At 67.8% G+C, this 15137-nt stretch carries 15 protein-coding genes; 12 read left to right on the forward strand and 3 right to left on the reverse strand.

What is annotated here, in order from left to right; all coding sequences use genetic code 11:
- Positions 1-7 precede the first annotated feature (7 nt).
- Together WKF39_RS02730 and WKF39_RS02735 are read left to right on the forward strand one after the other, a co-directional pair.
- Positions 8-1426 carry an exopolysaccharide biosynthesis polyprenyl glycosylphosphotransferase gene (locus WKF39_RS02730; protein ID WP_340385660.1) on the forward strand — a complete coding sequence of 473 codons (1419 nt, stop codon included), beginning with the start codon at positions 8-10 and terminating at the stop codon, positions 1424-1426.
- A gap of 151 nt (positions 1427-1577) precedes the next feature.
- Positions 1578-3173 carry an AMP-binding protein gene (locus tag WKF39_RS02735; protein ID WP_340385662.1) on the forward strand — a complete coding sequence of 532 codons (1596 nt, stop codon included), beginning with the start codon at positions 1578-1580 and terminating at the stop codon, positions 3171-3173.
- Here the strand turns inward: WKF39_RS02735 and WKF39_RS02740 are convergent.
- Entirely contained in the window at positions 3142-4032 is an 891-nt protein-coding gene (locus tag WKF39_RS02740; protein ID WP_340385664.1) for a hypothetical protein, read from the reverse strand. The genes WKF39_RS02735 and WKF39_RS02740 overlap by 32 nt on opposite strands.
- Before the next feature lie 135 nt (positions 4033-4167).
- Between WKF39_RS02740 and WKF39_RS02745 the strand changes: the two genes are divergently transcribed.
- The 6 genes from WKF39_RS02745 (at position 4168) to WKF39_RS02770 (ending at position 8258) form a co-directional block, all read left to right on the forward strand.
- Positions 4168-4713: a sigma-70 family RNA polymerase sigma factor gene (locus WKF39_RS02745; RefSeq protein ID WP_340385666.1), complete on the forward strand. Its 546-nt coding sequence runs from the start codon at positions 4168-4170 to the stop codon at positions 4711-4713.
- A gap of 78 nt (positions 4714-4791) precedes the next feature.
- Positions 4792-5169 carry a type II toxin-antitoxin system PemK/MazF family toxin gene (locus WKF39_RS02750; protein WP_340385668.1) on the forward strand — a complete coding sequence of 126 codons (378 nt, stop codon included), beginning with the start codon at positions 4792-4794 and terminating at the stop codon, positions 5167-5169.
- Positions 5166-6179 carry a YihY/virulence factor BrkB family protein gene (locus WKF39_RS02755; RefSeq protein ID WP_340385670.1) on the forward strand — a complete coding sequence of 338 codons (1014 nt, stop codon included), beginning with the start codon at positions 5166-5168 and terminating at the stop codon, positions 6177-6179. Before WKF39_RS02750 ends, WKF39_RS02755 begins: the two co-directional genes overlap by 4 nt.
- Before the next feature lie 31 nt (positions 6180-6210).
- Positions 6211-6900, forward strand: coding sequence for an alpha/beta hydrolase (locus WKF39_RS02760; protein WP_340385671.1), 690 nt, complete (start codon positions 6211-6213; stop codon positions 6898-6900).
- A 49-nt stretch (positions 6901-6949) separates the two neighbouring features.
- Positions 6950-7345, forward strand: coding sequence for a cold-shock protein (locus WKF39_RS02765; RefSeq protein WP_340385672.1), 396 nt, complete (start codon positions 6950-6952; stop codon positions 7343-7345).
- Positions 7346-7526: 181 nt separating this feature from the next.
- Positions 7527-8258 carry an AEC family transporter gene (locus tag WKF39_RS02770; protein WP_340385674.1) on the forward strand — a complete coding sequence of 244 codons (732 nt, stop codon included), beginning with the start codon at positions 7527-7529 and terminating at the stop codon, positions 8256-8258.
- Here the strand turns inward: WKF39_RS02770 and WKF39_RS02775 are convergent.
- On the reverse strand, positions 8172-9671 hold the full coding sequence (locus WKF39_RS02775; protein ID WP_340385676.1) for an MFS transporter: 1500 nt from the start codon (positions 9669-9671) through the stop codon (positions 8172-8174). The genes WKF39_RS02770 and WKF39_RS02775 overlap by 87 nt on opposite strands.
- A gap of 67 nt (positions 9672-9738) precedes the next feature.
- Here WKF39_RS02775 and WKF39_RS02780 point away from each other — a divergent pair, with 67 nt between their 5' ends.
- Both WKF39_RS02780 and WKF39_RS02785 read left to right on the forward strand, forming a co-directional pair.
- On the forward strand, positions 9739-10479 hold the full coding sequence (locus WKF39_RS02780) for a DUF3027 domain-containing protein (protein WP_340385678.1): 741 nt from the start codon (positions 9739-9741) through the stop codon (positions 10477-10479).
- Positions 10480-10565: 86 nt separating this feature from the next.
- Positions 10566-12119 (forward strand): MDR family MFS transporter, encoded by a 1554-nt coding sequence (locus WKF39_RS02785; RefSeq protein WP_340385680.1) that lies wholly within the window; start codon positions 10566-10568, stop codon positions 12117-12119.
- A gap of 1 nt (position 12120) precedes the next feature.
- Here the strand turns inward: WKF39_RS02785 and WKF39_RS02790 are convergent, their stop codons facing one another.
- Complete coding sequence (locus tag WKF39_RS02790) at positions 12121-12531, reverse strand: DUF2530 domain-containing protein (RefSeq protein ID WP_340385682.1); 411 nt, start codon at positions 12529-12531, stop codon at positions 12121-12123.
- Between the two features lie 59 nt (positions 12532-12590).
- Between WKF39_RS02790 and WKF39_RS02795 the strand changes: the two genes are divergently transcribed.
- Both WKF39_RS02795 and WKF39_RS02800 read left to right on the forward strand, forming a co-directional pair.
- Positions 12591-13604 (forward strand): hypothetical protein, encoded by a 1014-nt coding sequence (locus WKF39_RS02795; protein ID WP_340385684.1) that lies wholly within the window; start codon positions 12591-12593, stop codon positions 13602-13604.
- Between the two features lie 67 nt (positions 13605-13671).
- The gene (locus WKF39_RS02800) at positions 13672-15111 is read left to right on the forward strand and encodes an NCS2 family permease (RefSeq protein WP_340385686.1); all 1440 of its coding nucleotides are present in this window, start codon (positions 13672-13674) and stop codon (positions 15109-15111) included.
- The last annotated feature ends 26 nt before the right edge of the window (positions 15112-15137 follow it).

Consider the following 15137-nt stretch of genomic DNA (forward strand, 5'->3'; position numbering starts at 1 on the left):
GGCGGTCATGAACGTCAACACCCCGTTGCGGGGGCTGAGGACCGAGCTCCCCGTCAGTCGGTCTCGACGACGTGGGTTGGGCGGTCTGCCCGCGAGGGTGCTGCGGATGGGCGTGCTGGGCTATCTCGGGGCGTTCGTGGCGACCTGGTTGCTGTCGCGCGACTACTTCGCGCTGCCGGGCCGGTGGACGACGGGAGTCCTTGCGCTCGTCGGTCTGTGGCTGCTCTACAGCTTCGCCGCGCTGCCGGCCTATGAGCGGGCCCGTTCCTTCAAGCCGGCGATTCGGTTCGTGGAGCTGCTCGGTGCGGCGACCCTGGCTCTGGTCATCGCCGACCTGGACAACTCGACCACCCTGCGCCAGGCCACCGTCGCGGTGCTGGCGGCCCCTGCCATCTCGGCCGCTTCGGCGTTCCTGCACCGCAACCTGCTGCTGCGCCGCACCCCGACGATCCTGGTCGGCCAGCTCGAGGCCGTGGATCGGCTCTCCACCCGGTGGGCCGCGCGATCGGATGTCAACATCGTCGCGACGTGCTCGTGGCGTGCCCCGCACGAGCTCGCGCCGATCGGCGCGGTGACCGACGAAGGACTCGCCCAAGTCGTACGTGAGGTGCTCACCGCCGTGGCGGAGCACGGTGCGACATCTGTCGTGATCGCCAGCAGTCGAGCCTTTGCGACTCCGGCCCTGCGCCACCTGGCATGGGCACTGCAGCGAGCCGAGGTCGAGTGCCTCGTGGTCGCCGACATGAGCGATCACGTCGAATATCTCAAGCCACGGCGAGTCGGCGACCAGATCGCGCTGTCACTGCGGGCACCCAACGATCACCTGATGTCGCTCGCCGCCAAGTCGGTGTTCGACCGGGTGTCAGCCGGCATCGCACTGGTGCTGCTGTCTCCGCTGCTGTTCCTGCTCGCCTTCGGGATCCGGTTCGGCTCACGCGGACCTGCGATCTTCCGGCAGGAGCGGACCGGCAAGGACGGCGAGCTGTTCACGATCTACAAGTTCCGCACCATGGTTGTCGACGCCGAGGAGCGTCTCAACGCTCTGAGGATCCGCAACGAGGGCGCCGGCCCGCTGTTCAAGCTGCGCAACGACCCCCGCATCACCCGCTTCGGCCGGTTCCTGCGCAAGACGTCCCTCGACGAGCTGCCCCAGCTGATCAACGTCGTCAAGGGCGAGATGTCGCTCGTCGGCCCCCGGCCCGCGCTGGAGTCGGAGACATCGCAGTACAGCGAGTGGGTCTGGCGTCGCCTGCACGTCAAGCCAGGGCTGACGGGGCTGTGGCAGGTCAGCGGTCGCTCAGCACTTTCGTGGGAGGAGTCGATCCGGATGGACCTGCAGTACGTCAACAACTGGAACCTGCGCCTCGACTTCGCCATCTTGGCCCGGACGTTCCGCGCCGTGCTGGCTCGAGACGGTGCTCTCTGAGGCCTTCGTCACGCACCTCGGCGATCAGGTCGTGGTAAAGGTAACTCGTTGTTACACTTTCTCGATCTGCCTGCCCGCGGCTACCGTGTCGGGGTCACGCGCCCAGCGAGCTGGAGAAGTGTATGAGCGAGCCAATCGTGGAACCACAGGCATGAGCGATCTGGGATACACGCTCAAGGTCTTCCGACAGATCGGCATGCTGAAGCCGGTCCTCCCGCATCGCCTCCTCGGCGCCGGCTTGCAGCTCGTCAAATGGGGTCCGGGGCTGCCGTCGGGTGTCAATGCCGCGGCCAAGCGCTTTCCCAACCAGCTCGCGATCATCGACGACGCGGGTGAGGTGACCTGGTCCGAGCTGGCCGGGCAGATCAACCAGCTCACCCAGGCGCTCAAGGACAAGGGCATCGAGCCGGGGGACTCGGTCGCGCTGCTCTCGCGCAACCACCGCTACATGATCGTCGCCCTGGTGGCCGTGATGCAGGCCGGCGCGCGGGTCCTGCTGCTCAACACGATGGCAAGTCGCTCCCAGCTCTCCGAGCTCGGCAAGCGCGAGGGCGCCAAGCTCGTGCTGCTCGACCAGGAGTTCCTCGATGTCGGCGAGGGCGTCGAACGCGATGACCTCCTGCTCCTGTGGGCCGACGACGACGCACCTTCGGACATACCGACTGTCACCAAGCTGATGGCCGATCAGCCCACCAAGGCCCAGCCCAAGCCGCCCCGCCACGGGCAGATCATCATCTTCACGTCCGGCACGACGGGGCTGCCCAAGGGCGCCAAGCGCGAGGAGCCCGCAGACCTCAAGCCGCTCATCGCCTTCTTCGGCGCTATCCCTTATCGCGGCAACTCCACCGTCGTGCTCGCCGCGCCGCTGTTCCACTCGTGGGGCCTGATCAACTTCGGGTTCGGGTTGTCGACCGCTCCGACGTATGTCCTGCGGCGCAAGTTCTCCGCCGAGCAGGTGTTGCGCGACATCGATGAGCGCAAGGCAAGCGTCTTGGTGGTCGTGCCACTCATGATGCAGCGGTTGGTCGACGCCGATCCGGTGATCGTCGAAAAGACCGACGTGTCGTCCCTCCTGGTCACCGCGGCGAGCGGGTCGGCGCTGGCCGGCGACCTGGCGAACCGCTACATGGACATGTTCACCGACTCGGTCTACAACTTCTATGGCGCGACCGAGACCGGATGGGTGACGATCGCGAGCCCCAAGGACCTGCGTGAGGCGCCCGGCACCGCCGGGACGCCCCCGTTCCGCACGTTCGTCAAGGTCCTCGACGGCGACGGCAAGGAGCTCCCGCAGGGCGAGACCGGGGTCATCCATGTCGGCAACGACATGCCGTTCGGCGGCTACACCGACGGCAACACCAAGACGTTCGCAGACGGGCTCATGAGCACCGGCGATCTCGGCTACTTCGACGAGAATGGCCGCCTGTTCGTCTCCGGACGTGATGACGACATGGTCGTGGTGGGCGGGGAGAACGTGTTTCCCCGAGAGCTGGAGGACTCCCTGATCGATCATCCGGAGATCACCGACGTCGTGGTCACCGGCATCGACGACGAGAAGTTCGGGCAGGCCCTCGCTGCTTACGTCGTGGTCAAGGGCGGCGCCTCGCTGAGCGAGGAGGACCTGATGGCGTTCGCGAAGGACAACGTTCCTCGGTTCGCCGTGCCGCGGAAGGTGAAGTTTCTCGATGAGCTGCCCCGGAACCCGACCGGCAAGGTCATGAAGCGCGACCTGCCGCCGTTCGACTGATCCGCATCGGATCACCCACTCGCACGACATCTGCGGGTATGCCCACCGATCTCAGGTGCTCGCACCATCGCTCTGCGGGGTCGAGGTCTGCGTCGTCCCGCAGCACGAGGACGTGGTCCGCGAGGGCCGCTGCGCCCTGTCGGAGCTCGATCTGCGCCGCCGGATCGACGTCGAGCAGCACGACCTGGGTCGCCGTCGCGTCCGGCCGCGATCGGAGCGCAGCCAGCGGCGTTGCGAGGAGCAGTCCCAGGAGACCGGCCGCGAGACACGACAGGGCCGGACCCGGCAGGTCTCCTCGCTCGGGTGGGCTGGCGACGTCGATGATCCTGCCCCCGCCGGTCCGGAGGCGACGGGAGAGGGCCAGATCGGTGGCCAGCTGCTGCGCCTGGGGGGCTGACGACCGGGGCGGCAGTGCCTCAACCTGCCCCTTGAGCACGGCACGTGCCTCGGCCACGGACCTGGCCGCTCGCTGGGCGCGGTCCACGAGATAGGCGCGAGCCACCGCATTGGCACCCCGTGCGGCGCCTCGGGGCGTTGCGCTGGTGTGCGTGATCCGCAGGATCGAGGACTGGCCGACCGCCTCGACGTCCACCTTGCGTGATCCCGAGATCTGCCGGGACGACGCGACCGTCTCCTCGGTCGCCATGTCGACCTGATGGGGTGTCGGCTCGGCAAGCGGGTCCAGCCCGGTCGCCTCGACCCGGAGCGACGCCGTGGCCGAAAAGGTCTGGGGGAGAGCGAGATGTGCGCTCAACCCGATCAGGGCACCGGCCAGGGCGCCGCTGACAAGCACCCGCCACGATCGCCCGACTCCGCGGATGAGGTCGCTCAACCCGATCGGCTGCCCGGTCTCAGCCATCCACACCACCTCCGAGCACGAGTGTGCTGCGTCGCATCTCGGAGCGCCGCCGGTTGTCCACAGGTGCGACTCCCGGTGCTGGAACATCTCCGCTCATTGGGCAATAACTGGATCACCCACAGGACGGAGTGACCCATGGACGATGACGGACCGACCCAACCGAGTGACGGCGATCTGGTGATGCTCACGCGAGGCGGCAGCGTCGAGGCGTATGCCGTGCTGTTCGAGCGGCACGCACCGGCGCTGCGCGCCATGGGCCGCCGGATCGTGCGCCCCTCGGATGTCGATGACGTGGTCGCAGAGGCCTTCGCCGCGACGTTGGACCAGCTGCGGCACGGGCGCGGGCCCACGACCTCGGTGCGGGGATATCTCCTGACCGCGCTGCGGCACGAGGCGGGCCGGCGGGCTGCCGGCCACCGTCGATTGGTCCTGGTCGAGGACGTCGAGACCTATGACTGCGTCGTCGAGCGGGTCGATACGGCCTTCGATCACGAGGACGTCACCACGGCCTATCGCGCGCTTCCGGCGCGCTGGCAGTTCGTGCTCTGGCAGCTGGAGGTCGAGGGCAGGCGACCGCAGGACCTGGCCGGCGAGCTCGGCCTGACCCCCAATGCTGTGTCAGCGCTGGGTCTGCGAGCGCGAGCGGGGTTGCGCAAGGCATACCGGGACCACGCCGCCTAGCTCATCACCGGTCAGGTCCGCCGTTTGCCGGGGCGCGGTCAACGGGTCGAGGTGCGCTCGCTGTGGCAGGCTGGCTGGGTGGACATCGCCTACGACCCCCATCCTGACGATGCTCCTGATCCGGGCGAGGTCGTATGGGCCTGGGTGCCCTATGAAGATGACCCGACGCAGGGCAAGGATCGGCCGGTCCTGGTGATCGGCCGACAGGGCGAGACCCTCGTCGCGGTCGGGCTCACCTCCAAGGACCACGACCGTGACATGCAGCAGGAGGCCGACGAAGGCCGGTTCTGGTTCGATGTGGGCACGGGTCCGTGGGACTCGAAGGGCCGGTCCAGTGAGGTGCGGCTCAACCGACTGCTGACTGTCGACCCCACCGATGTCCGCCGGATCGGCGCCGTCCTCGACAAGCCGAGATTCGATGCGGTCGTCGCGGCGCTGGAGCCCTACCTGCCATGACGTCCCGGATCAACAAGGTGGACGCATTCCAACGCAAGCATCCGGCGGTCGGGTTTCCGCTCGCGGTCATCTACAAGTACTTCGACGACCAGGGCCCCTACCTCGCTGCGATCATCAGCTACTACGCCTTCATCGCGATCTTCCCGCTGTTGCTCCTGGGCTCGTCGATCCTCGGATTCGTGCTGCAGAACAACCCTGACCTCCGCGACCGGCTGCTCGACTCTGCCCTCAGCCAGTTCCCGATCATCGGCGATCAGCTCGGCCGGCCCGAGGGGATCAGCGGCAGCACCACCGCGATCGTCATCGGCTCGATCGCTGCGCTCTATGGTGCGATGGGCCTCGGCCAGGCCGCCCAGAATGCCGCCAACATCGCGTGGTCGGTGCCGCGCAACAGCCGCGCCAATCCGTTCATCCTGCGGTTGCGCAGCATCATCTTCCTGGCGATCGGCGGCGCGGGCATCCTCGCTCTGGCGATCGCGACCTCGGTGCTGGCCAATCCGGACGCCCTTGGCGGCGACCTCGAGGTGGCGCTGCGATGGGTCATCCGGATCGTCGGCTTCGGACTGACCGTCGTGATCTTCGTCAGCGTCTACCGCCTGGTCAGCCTGGGTCGAGCAGGGTGGCGCGCGGTCCTACCGGGCGCACTCGTCTCCGCGGTGCTGTGGCAGGGACTGCAGTACATCGGCAACACCTATGTCCGTGAGGTCATCGGCAATGCCGAGGACCAGGTCAACCAGACCTTCGCGCTGGTCCTCGGTCTGATCGCCTTCATCTTCATCGCAGCCGTCATGGTCGTCCTTGGCCTCGAGGTCAACGTCGTCCTGCGCCGGCACCTCTATCCGCGTGCCCTCCTGACGCCGTTCACGGACAACGTGATCCTCACCGAGGCTGACCAGAAGGCGTATGCCGCGTACGCCAAGTCGCAGCGGCACAAGGGTTTCCAGTCCGTCGAGGTGACGTTCGAGGACCGCGAACCCAGGCCGCCGGTCGACCCGCCGCCGAACCGCTGAAACTGTCACCTGGCCACAGTTGGATGGACACATGAGCACACCGACTCCTGTCCTGTTACCTGGCTCGGGCCTCGGCTCCTGGATCTGGGAGGAGGCCGACATTCCCGGCGCGCTCGCGATCGATCACCCAGACTCCGTGCGCGCCGGCGGGTCGGTCGATGACTATGCGGCAGGGGTCGTCCGACAGGTCGATGCCGCCGGGGTCGACCGAGTCGTGCTTGTCGGACACTCGATCGGGACGGTCGTCGCACACGCTGCGGCGGCACGTCTCGGCCCGCGCGCCGACGGGGTGCTGGCGGTGGCCGGAGTCGTGCCCAAGCCGGGCAAGGGCTTCTTCGCTGCCTTCGGATTTCCGCAGAGCCTGATTGCGGGTCTGATCGTGCGGTTCGCCGGCACCCGGCCACCGGAGTCCATGCTCCGCAAGGGGCTCGCGGCCGGACTCGATCAGGAGACGGCCGATCGCGTCGTCGAGTCGTTCACCCCGGAGTCCCAACGGCTGTTCCGCGACGGACTCGTGCCGTTGGATCCCGCGGTTCGGCGCGGCTATCTCACGACGACCGCCGATCCCGAGGTGCCGCCCAAGCTGCAAGCGGTCTTCGCCGACCGGCTCGGCGCGTCCTACCAGGCCGAGCTCGCAACAGGCCACCTGCCGATGCTCCAGGACCCGACAGGCACACGCGACGCGGTCCTCGGGTTCTGTCGCGAAGGCCGCGCCCACTAAGGTTGGTTCCGCGACGACTGTCGTGACCCTGCGACCTGAAGGTGGCGCCATGCCCACGGGCAAAGTGAAGTGGTACGACGCGGACAAAGGCTTCGGCTTCCTGAGCCAGGAGGACGGGCCGGATGTCCATGTGCGCTCTGACGCGCTGCCCGACGGCACCACCGCGCTCAAGGCCGGGACGAGGGTCGAGTTCGGCATCGTCCAGGGCAGCCGCGGTGACCAGGCTCTGCAGGTGCGGGTCCTTGATCCGGTCACGTCGATCAGCCGGTCCCAGTCCCAGGCGCGCCGCAAGGACCCCGAGACGATGGCCGTCATCGTCGAGGACCTGATCAGGCTGCTCGACTCGATCGGTGAGGGTTATCGCCACGGGCGCCACCCGGACGGCAAGAAGGCCAAGTCCGCTGCCCAGGTCCTCCGCGCCGTGGCGAGCGAGCTCGAGCTCTGACCGGTGTCATCCAGGGCTTCGGGGTCATCGGGATCCTGATCGCTCTCGGCTTCGTCCTCGCGCACGTGGGTGTGCTCGGGGAGGAGACCCAGCACATCTTGTCGCGCCTCGTCTACTTCGTCGCAACGCCAGCTCTGCTGGTCGACCTGCTGTCGAGGACCGATGTGCCAAGGTGCTCGGGGTGGGCTTTGCGACAGCGGCGCTCAGCGTGCTCGCGGTGCTCGTGGTCTACATACCTCTGGCCCGTCGGCGAGGGCGCTCCAGGTCGCACGTCGTGATCGGCGCGCTCTCGGCGTCGTATGCCAACGGCGGTTACCTGGGGCTGCCGATCGCGGTCTACGTGCTCGGCGACGCGACGTTCGCCCTGCCGGTCATGCTGCTGCAGCTGCTCGTCTACGCTCCGCTCGCCCTCTCGCTGCTGGACCTCGATGTGAGCGGTCGTCAGCCCTCGGCGATCGCCTTGGCGCTGGCCGGCGTACGTAACCCGGTGTCGATCGCTGCGATGTGCGGCGTCCTGCTGTCGGTGCTCGACGTCGACCTTCCAGACGTCGTTGCCGAACCGATTTCCCTCCTCGGTGGCATGGCGGTTCCGGGCGCCCTGCTGGCCTACGGCGTGGCGCTGCGATTCGGCGGCGCGATCGGCTCGGCCAACCGTGGTGAGATCGCGGCCCTCGCGGTGCTCAAGCTGGTGTGGATGCCCGCAGTGGCCTATCTCCTGGCCCGCTTCGCCTTCGGTCTCGGGTCGCACGAGGTGTTTGGTCTGACGGTCATGGCCGCTCTGCCGACCGCGCAGAACGTGTTCGTCTACGCGACGCGATTCGAGCGGTCAGCGCTCCTGGCCAGGGACAGCATCGCGGTCACGACGGCCCTCTCCGTGCCCGTGCTGTTCGGGCTGGCGGCCCTGCTGGCCTGACATCGGCGCGCCATGTGCTCGTCTGAGCACGAACACGAGCCAGGCGACGAGGATCACGGCCGTGACCAGCAGGCCGTTGCGCGGGGTTGCGTCGATCGTGAAAAGGCCGATGCCGATCAGCCCGCCGATGACCCAGGACAGCTGCAGCAAGGTCTCGGAGCGGGCGAACATGCTGGTCCGTACGCGATCGGCGACATCGCGCTGAATCAGTGCGTCGAGGCTCAGCTTGCCGAGCGACTGGCACAGGCCAACCGTGAGGCCGAGGATCACCGCGGTCCACCAGGTGAAGAACACCGCGACCGTGACCACGACGGCGACGTCCAGCACGAGCACCGCGATCACGACGCGCTCGGGACGGCGTGACTTGGTCATCGAGGCGACGAGCGTCCCGATAGTGCTGCCGGCACCGGCACCGCCGATGACGAGGCCGAGCAGAATCGTGGGATTGCCATCCCAGCCCATCGAGGCGGGCGGGTCGCGCAACGTGAACGCCATGAAGATCGTGAGGAATCCCGACAGCAGTCGCAGGCCGGAGTTGCTCCGCAGCCCGTTGACGACGTCGCGCGAGATGCTGATGCCCTTCTTGGCCACCCCGGTCGCGATCCGCGTCAGGTCCACCTGCTCCTCGCCGTCGCTCGAGTCGACCTGGGTCGGCAACAGGATCGCGAGGACCGTGCCGACCACGAAGAGCAGTGCGGCGTATCGGACCGCCCACTCCGCTCCCAGCGCCGCGGCGCCGACAGCGAGCGGTGCCGAGATCGCCGCGGCACCGGTGCCGGTCAGCGAGATGCGGGAGTTGGCCTTGACCAAGGTGAACTCGGCGGGCAGCAGCCGGGGGACTGCGGAGGCCCGGGTCACGCCGTATGCCTTGGAGGCCACGAGGCAGCCGAGCGCCGCGAAGTAGAACGATGGCGGGGGGTCATCCGAGGAGATGGCACCGGCGAGCACCCAGCAGCAGAATGCCCGGATCGCGAGCGTTGCTCCGATGGCCCACCGGCGGCCCCGCCGGAACCGGTCGAGGAACGGGCCGATCAGGGGAGCGACGACGGCGAACGGAAGCATCGTCAGCACGAGGAACAGCGTCACCTGGCCGGTCGCCTCGCCGGTCGGGACCGTGAAGAACAGCGTGCCCGCCAGGGATACCGCGAACGCCGCGTCGCCGGCGGTGTTGAAGGCGTGCAGCTCGAGCAGTCGCGACAGGCCGCTCTCACCCGCGCCACCGGAGTGGGTGAACCGGCGGGACGCGCTGAATGCCGAGGTGCTGCCACGGGCGACGAGACGGGCCGTGCCGGTGGAGAGTCGGCCCGCGGCCTGGGCCGAGCGGCTCAGGCGGGATTGCTCTGACTCGGGGTGGGGGGGATCGACCCGTGTCGAATCCGGCCCGACCGGGTCGTGCTCTCCGCGCTCCTCCACACCGACTATCCTGCCTCACCCCGGGAGGCATGCTTGGCCAGACATGGGCGACAATGGATCAATGCCCATGGATCAGCAGCTCTCCTCCGCGATCGCCGCAGCCCGCGCGGCCGTCGACGAGGCTGCCGACGCCGGAACCGTCGGTGACCACGTGCGTGTCGTCGACGACGGCGAGCTCCTCGTCTCGCATCACTTCGCCTGCCTCAGGCGCGGATATGCCGGCTGGTACTGGTCGGTCAGCATCTCCCGGGCGCCCGACAGCGACCGGATCACGGTCAACGATGTGGTCCTGCTGCCCGGCGACGACGCGATCATCGCCCCGGTGTGGACCCCCTATCGCGAGCGGATCCGGCCCGGCGATCTCAGCCCCGGCGACGTTCTGCCCCCCGACGAGGACGACATACGCCTCGTGCCGTCATGGACTGCCGGTGACGGTGACGAGCAGACCCCGGACCGCTTCTACGCCCGCGAGGTCGGCCTTGGTCGGGAGTGGGTGCTGTCGGTCGAGGGTCGCGAGTCGGCCGCCGACCGCTGGCAGGACGGCGAGCAGGGCCCCGAGACGGCGATCGCCCAGCAGGCCGCCGGGGTGTGTCACTCCTGCGGCTTCCTGGTCAGCCTGGCCGGCCCGCTTTCCGACCGCTTCGGTGTCTGCGCCAACGGCATGGCCAACGACGACGGCCGGGTCGTCTCGTTCGAGCACGGTTGCGGTGCGCATTCCGGCGCCCGTCTGAGCCGCTCGGCCGGAGCCCAGAAGCTCCCGCCTCCGGTGTTCGACACGGTCGGCGTCGACGAGGTCGACAACTTCTAGCCTGCACGGCTTCTGGGTACGTGAGTCCGCTCACGTACCTCTCTTTCGCGTTGCGCCGTGACGGCATCCCGACATACAGTTGCAGTATGCAACTAACGGGCGAGCAGGTCGGTCAACGCGAAGCCTCGTCCGCATCACAGCCGCTCACCCACCGCGAGATCCTCGAGGTGCTGTTCGGGCTGCTCGCTGCTTTGTTCACCGCGATCCTCAGCTCGACGATCGTGTCCAACGCGCTCCCGACGATCATCGGCGACCTCAACGGCTCGCAGACCCAGTACACATGGGTCATCACCGCGTCGCTGCTGGCCATGACCGTGTCGACACCGGTGTGGGGCAAGCTCTCGGATCTGTTCAACAAGAAGCTGCTGGTGCAGACCTCGATCATCATCTTCGTGATCGGCTCGATCCTTGCGGGCCTGTCGCAGAACGCCCCCCAGCTCATCGCGATGCGGGTGATCCAGGGTCTGGGCATGGGTGGCCTGACGGCCAACGCCCAGTCGATCATCGGCTCGATCATCCCGCCACGCGAGCGCGGACGTTACAGCGGTTACATGGGCGCCACGATGGCAGTTGCCACAGTCAGTGGACCGCTGCTCGGCGGCGTCATCGTCGACACACCGGGCCTGGGCTGGCGCTGGACCTTCTACGTGTGCGTGCCGCTGGCGCTGATCAGCCTGGTCATCCTGCAGAAGTATCTCCGCATCGCGACGGTCCGGCGCACGGTGCGCATCGACTACTGGGGCGCGATCCTCATCGCGATCGCCGCCAGCCTCCCGCTGATCTGGGTGTCGTTCGCGGGCAGCGCCTTCGACTGGATGTCGTGGCAGACCGCGGCCTATCTCGGCGGCACCCTGGTCGCCGCCCTCATCGCGATCCGGGTCGAGCTGCATCACCCGGAGCCGATGGTCCCCCTGCAGGTCGTACGCCAGCGCACCACCGCGCTCGCCATCGTCGGCAGCATCGCCGTCGGCGTCGGCATGTTTGGTGGCTCGGTCTTCATCGGCCAGTACTTCCAGGTCGCCGGCGGCCATACGCCCACCGACGCCGGGCTCCTGTCCATCCCGCTGATGGTCGGCTCACTGATCGGCACCGTCGTCTCGGGTCGACTCATCAGCAGGACGGGCCTGTGGAAGCGCTGGCTGGTTCTCGGCTCGGCGCTGCTGGCCCTCGGCCTCGGTCTGCTCGGCACGATCGACCACCGCACACCCGAGTGGCATTCCGTGACATTCATCGGCTTCCTCGGACTTGGCATGGGCATGCTGTTGCAGAACTATGTGCTCGCGGTCCAGAACACCGTGGACGTGTCCGAGGTCGGCGCGACGAGCGCCGTCGTGGCGTTCTTCCGCTCACTCGGCGGGGCGATCGGTGTCGCGGTGCTGGGCGCGATCCTGGCGGCACAGGTCAGGGACGACGTGTCGACCAGGCTTGCGGGACTCGGTGTCCAGCCCTCAGGCGGCGATGTGTCGCTGCTCGACCTGAAGAACCTGCCGGCACCAGTCGCGGAGGTCGTCCGCGCGGCCTATGGCGATGCGACCGGCACGATCTTCATGGTCGCGGCCGGCATCGCGGTCCTGAGCCTGGTGGCTGCGCTGCTGATGAAGGAAGTCCCGCTGCGCACGACCCTGCACAAGGACGGTTGACCTAGTCGACGCGGCGGCGACGCCCGGGCTGCATGCGCAGGGCGTTGCGGCGGCGGCGGCAGTACTCGATGCCGATCAGGCCCAGGCCGAATCCCGCCAGTGCGGTCCACAGCCACCACGTGCGGCCGTCCTCGTCCAGCGTGCCGAGGAACGGCAGGAGTGCGACCGCTATGACGCCCCAGACGATCGTGCCGACCGTCATGGTGCGGACGCCGTCGACATCCATCGGCTCGACCTCGGCGACGCGGTGTGTCTTGCTGCCGATCTCGAGCTCGGTGAGCTCGGGTCGGCCGAACTCGTGTCGTCGGGCGGCTCGCTCGAGCCGAGCGATCTCACGGTGACCCATCTTGCGCTCGATGGTCTCCGGACCATCGCCCTCGCGGATCACCCACTCGTCCTCGTTGTCGCTCACAGGGTCACCCTACCCGCCGCGAACGTCGGGGGATGGGCGTGCTGTCATGCTGGACTGCCATGAATCCGCGCCATCGACGCCTGCTCATCCCGGGCCTGCTCCTTGCCCTGCTGGTCGTCGTGCTGGTGAGCTCCCTGGCCCGCAACGCCGATGGCGCACCCACTGGTCCCGTCGTGGTCAGCCGGCTGAGCGACCCACGAATCCTGGAGTCGAGCGGCCTGGCCGTCAGCCAGCGCCATGAGGACCTGGCCTACACGATCAACGACTCCGGTGCTGATCCGGTCGTGTATGCCATCAAGATCTCGACCGGTGCGGTCCTCGGCACGACGACGATCGCTGGTGGTTCGTTGCTCGACACCGAGGCGATCGCGCTGGACGGCGACGGCAGGCTGTGGGTCGCGGACACCGGTGACAACCAGGAGTCCCGGGGCGAGGTGGCGATCTATGCGTTCCTCGAGCCTGGACCGGGACCGGGCGACCGGACCGTCACGGCCAAGCGTTACCCGATCACCTACGAGTCCGGTCCGGTCGATGTCGAGGCCCTGCTGATCGACCGGCGGACCGGCGCCAAGGCACTCATCAGCAAGGAGCTGGTCGGCGGCCGGGTCTTGTCCCTGCCGGACCGACTCTCGACCACCGGCCGGAACGAGGCGACCGAGGACAGCGATGGGCTGCCGCTCCTCGTGACGGACGGGACGCTGACGGCAGACGGCCGCTATGCGCTCCTTCGGACCTACACGTCGGTTCTCCTCTACGACGCCACGACGTGGAAGCTCATCAGCTCCGACGAGGCGTCGCGGCAACCCCAAGGCGAGTCGATCGCGATCGAGCGGTCCGGGCGATCGTTCCTGATCGGTAGCGAGGGGGCTGGTTCGACCCTGATCCGGATGCCCCTGACCCTCCCGACTCCGCAGGCCAGCTCGGGCCCGGCGACGCCAGATCCGGGACGAGGACAGCCGTCCGACGCCGAGCCGCCTGCGGACAACGGCTTTGCCGGGGCCACCTGGTTCTGGGCCGCCGGCGTCATGGCCCTGCTCGCGGCGATCGCTGTCGCGGCCACGCGCCGGACCTGACAGTCGCGCTGCGGCTCCGCTTCTGGCATGCTCCGAGACGATCGGTTCCAACTCGACCAGGAGTGCCATGACCAGCACGCTCGAGCAGTACTTCAAGATCACCGAACGCGGATCGTCGATCGGCAAGGAAGTGCGCGGCGGGGTCGTGACATTCCTGACGATGGCCTACATCATCGTGCTCAATCCGATCATCCTGGCGGGTGTCCCGGACGTCGACGGCAACTTCCTCGGCGGAGGATCGGAGGCGGGATCCGGTTTCGCGACGATCGCTGCCGTCACTGCGCTGGTCGCGGGGATCCTGACGATCCTGATGGGCGTCGTCGCCAACTTCCCGCTGGCGCTCGCCACGGGCCTCGGGCTCAACGCGTTCGTCGCCTTCTCCGTCGCCTCCCAGATGACGTGGGCCGACGCGATGGGTCTGGTCGTCATCGAGGGCTTGATCATCCTTGCTCTGGTGCTGACGGGATTCCGCAAAGCGGTCTTCGACGCGGTTCCCCGTCAGCTCAAGACCGCGATCGCGGTGGGCATCGGCCTGTTCATCACGCTCATCGGTCTGGTCGACGCGGGATTCGTCCGTACGACCGGCATCGCGGCGCCACCTGTGCAGCTCGGCATCGGCGGCAACCTCGTCGGCTGGCCCGTCCTGGTGTTCATCATCGGCCTGCTGCTGATGATCAGCCTCTACGCACGCGGGGTTCCCGGCGCGATCCTCATCGGCATCGCCGTCACGACGGTCATCGCCGGGATCGTGCAGGCGATCGCGGACGTGCCACGCGGCAACGGCGACCCCACCTCCAAGGGTTGGAACCTCAACGACCCGTCGTGGCCCGACACGATCTTCAAGAAGCCGGACTTCTCGCTGCTGGGTGACTTCAACCTGCTCGGTGGTTTCGAGCAGGCAGGCGTCGTGACCGCATCTCTGCTGGTCTTCACGCTTTTGCTTGCCGACTTCTTCGACACGATGGGCACGATGACCGCGATCGGCGCCGAAGCGGGTCTCAACGACGTCGACGGCACCCCTGAGGGTGCCCAGAGGATTCTGGTCGTCGACTCGATCGCGGCCGCTGCGGGTGGCGCTGCGGGTGTGTCGAGCAACACGTCGTACATCGAGTCGGCCTCCGGTGTCGGTGACGGTGCCCGCACCGGGCTGGCCTCGGTCGTGACCGGCGTGTTGTTCCTGCTGGCGACCTTCGCAGCCCCGCTCGTCGAGCACATCCCCAGCGAGGCAGCTGTCCCGGCGCTCGTGCTGGTCGGCTTCTTGATGATGAGCCAGGTCAAGGACATTGCCTGGGACGACCTGGAGATCGCGATTCCCGCGTTCTTCACGATCGTGCTGATGCCGTTCACCTACTCGATCACCGCAGGAATCGGTGCGGGCTTCATCGCGTACGTCCTGATCAAGCTCGTGATGGGCAAGGCGGCGGCGATCCACCCGCTCATGTGGTTGATCGGCGGGCTCTTCGTGGTCTACTTCGCGATCGATCCCATCACCCGCTTGATCAGCTGAGCGTCGGTGTTTGGGTAGGTTGAAGG

Source organism: Aeromicrobium sp. (genome assembly GCF_037719875.1).
Classification (GTDB): domain Bacteria; phylum Actinomycetota; class Actinomycetes; order Propionibacteriales; family Nocardioidaceae; genus Aeromicrobium.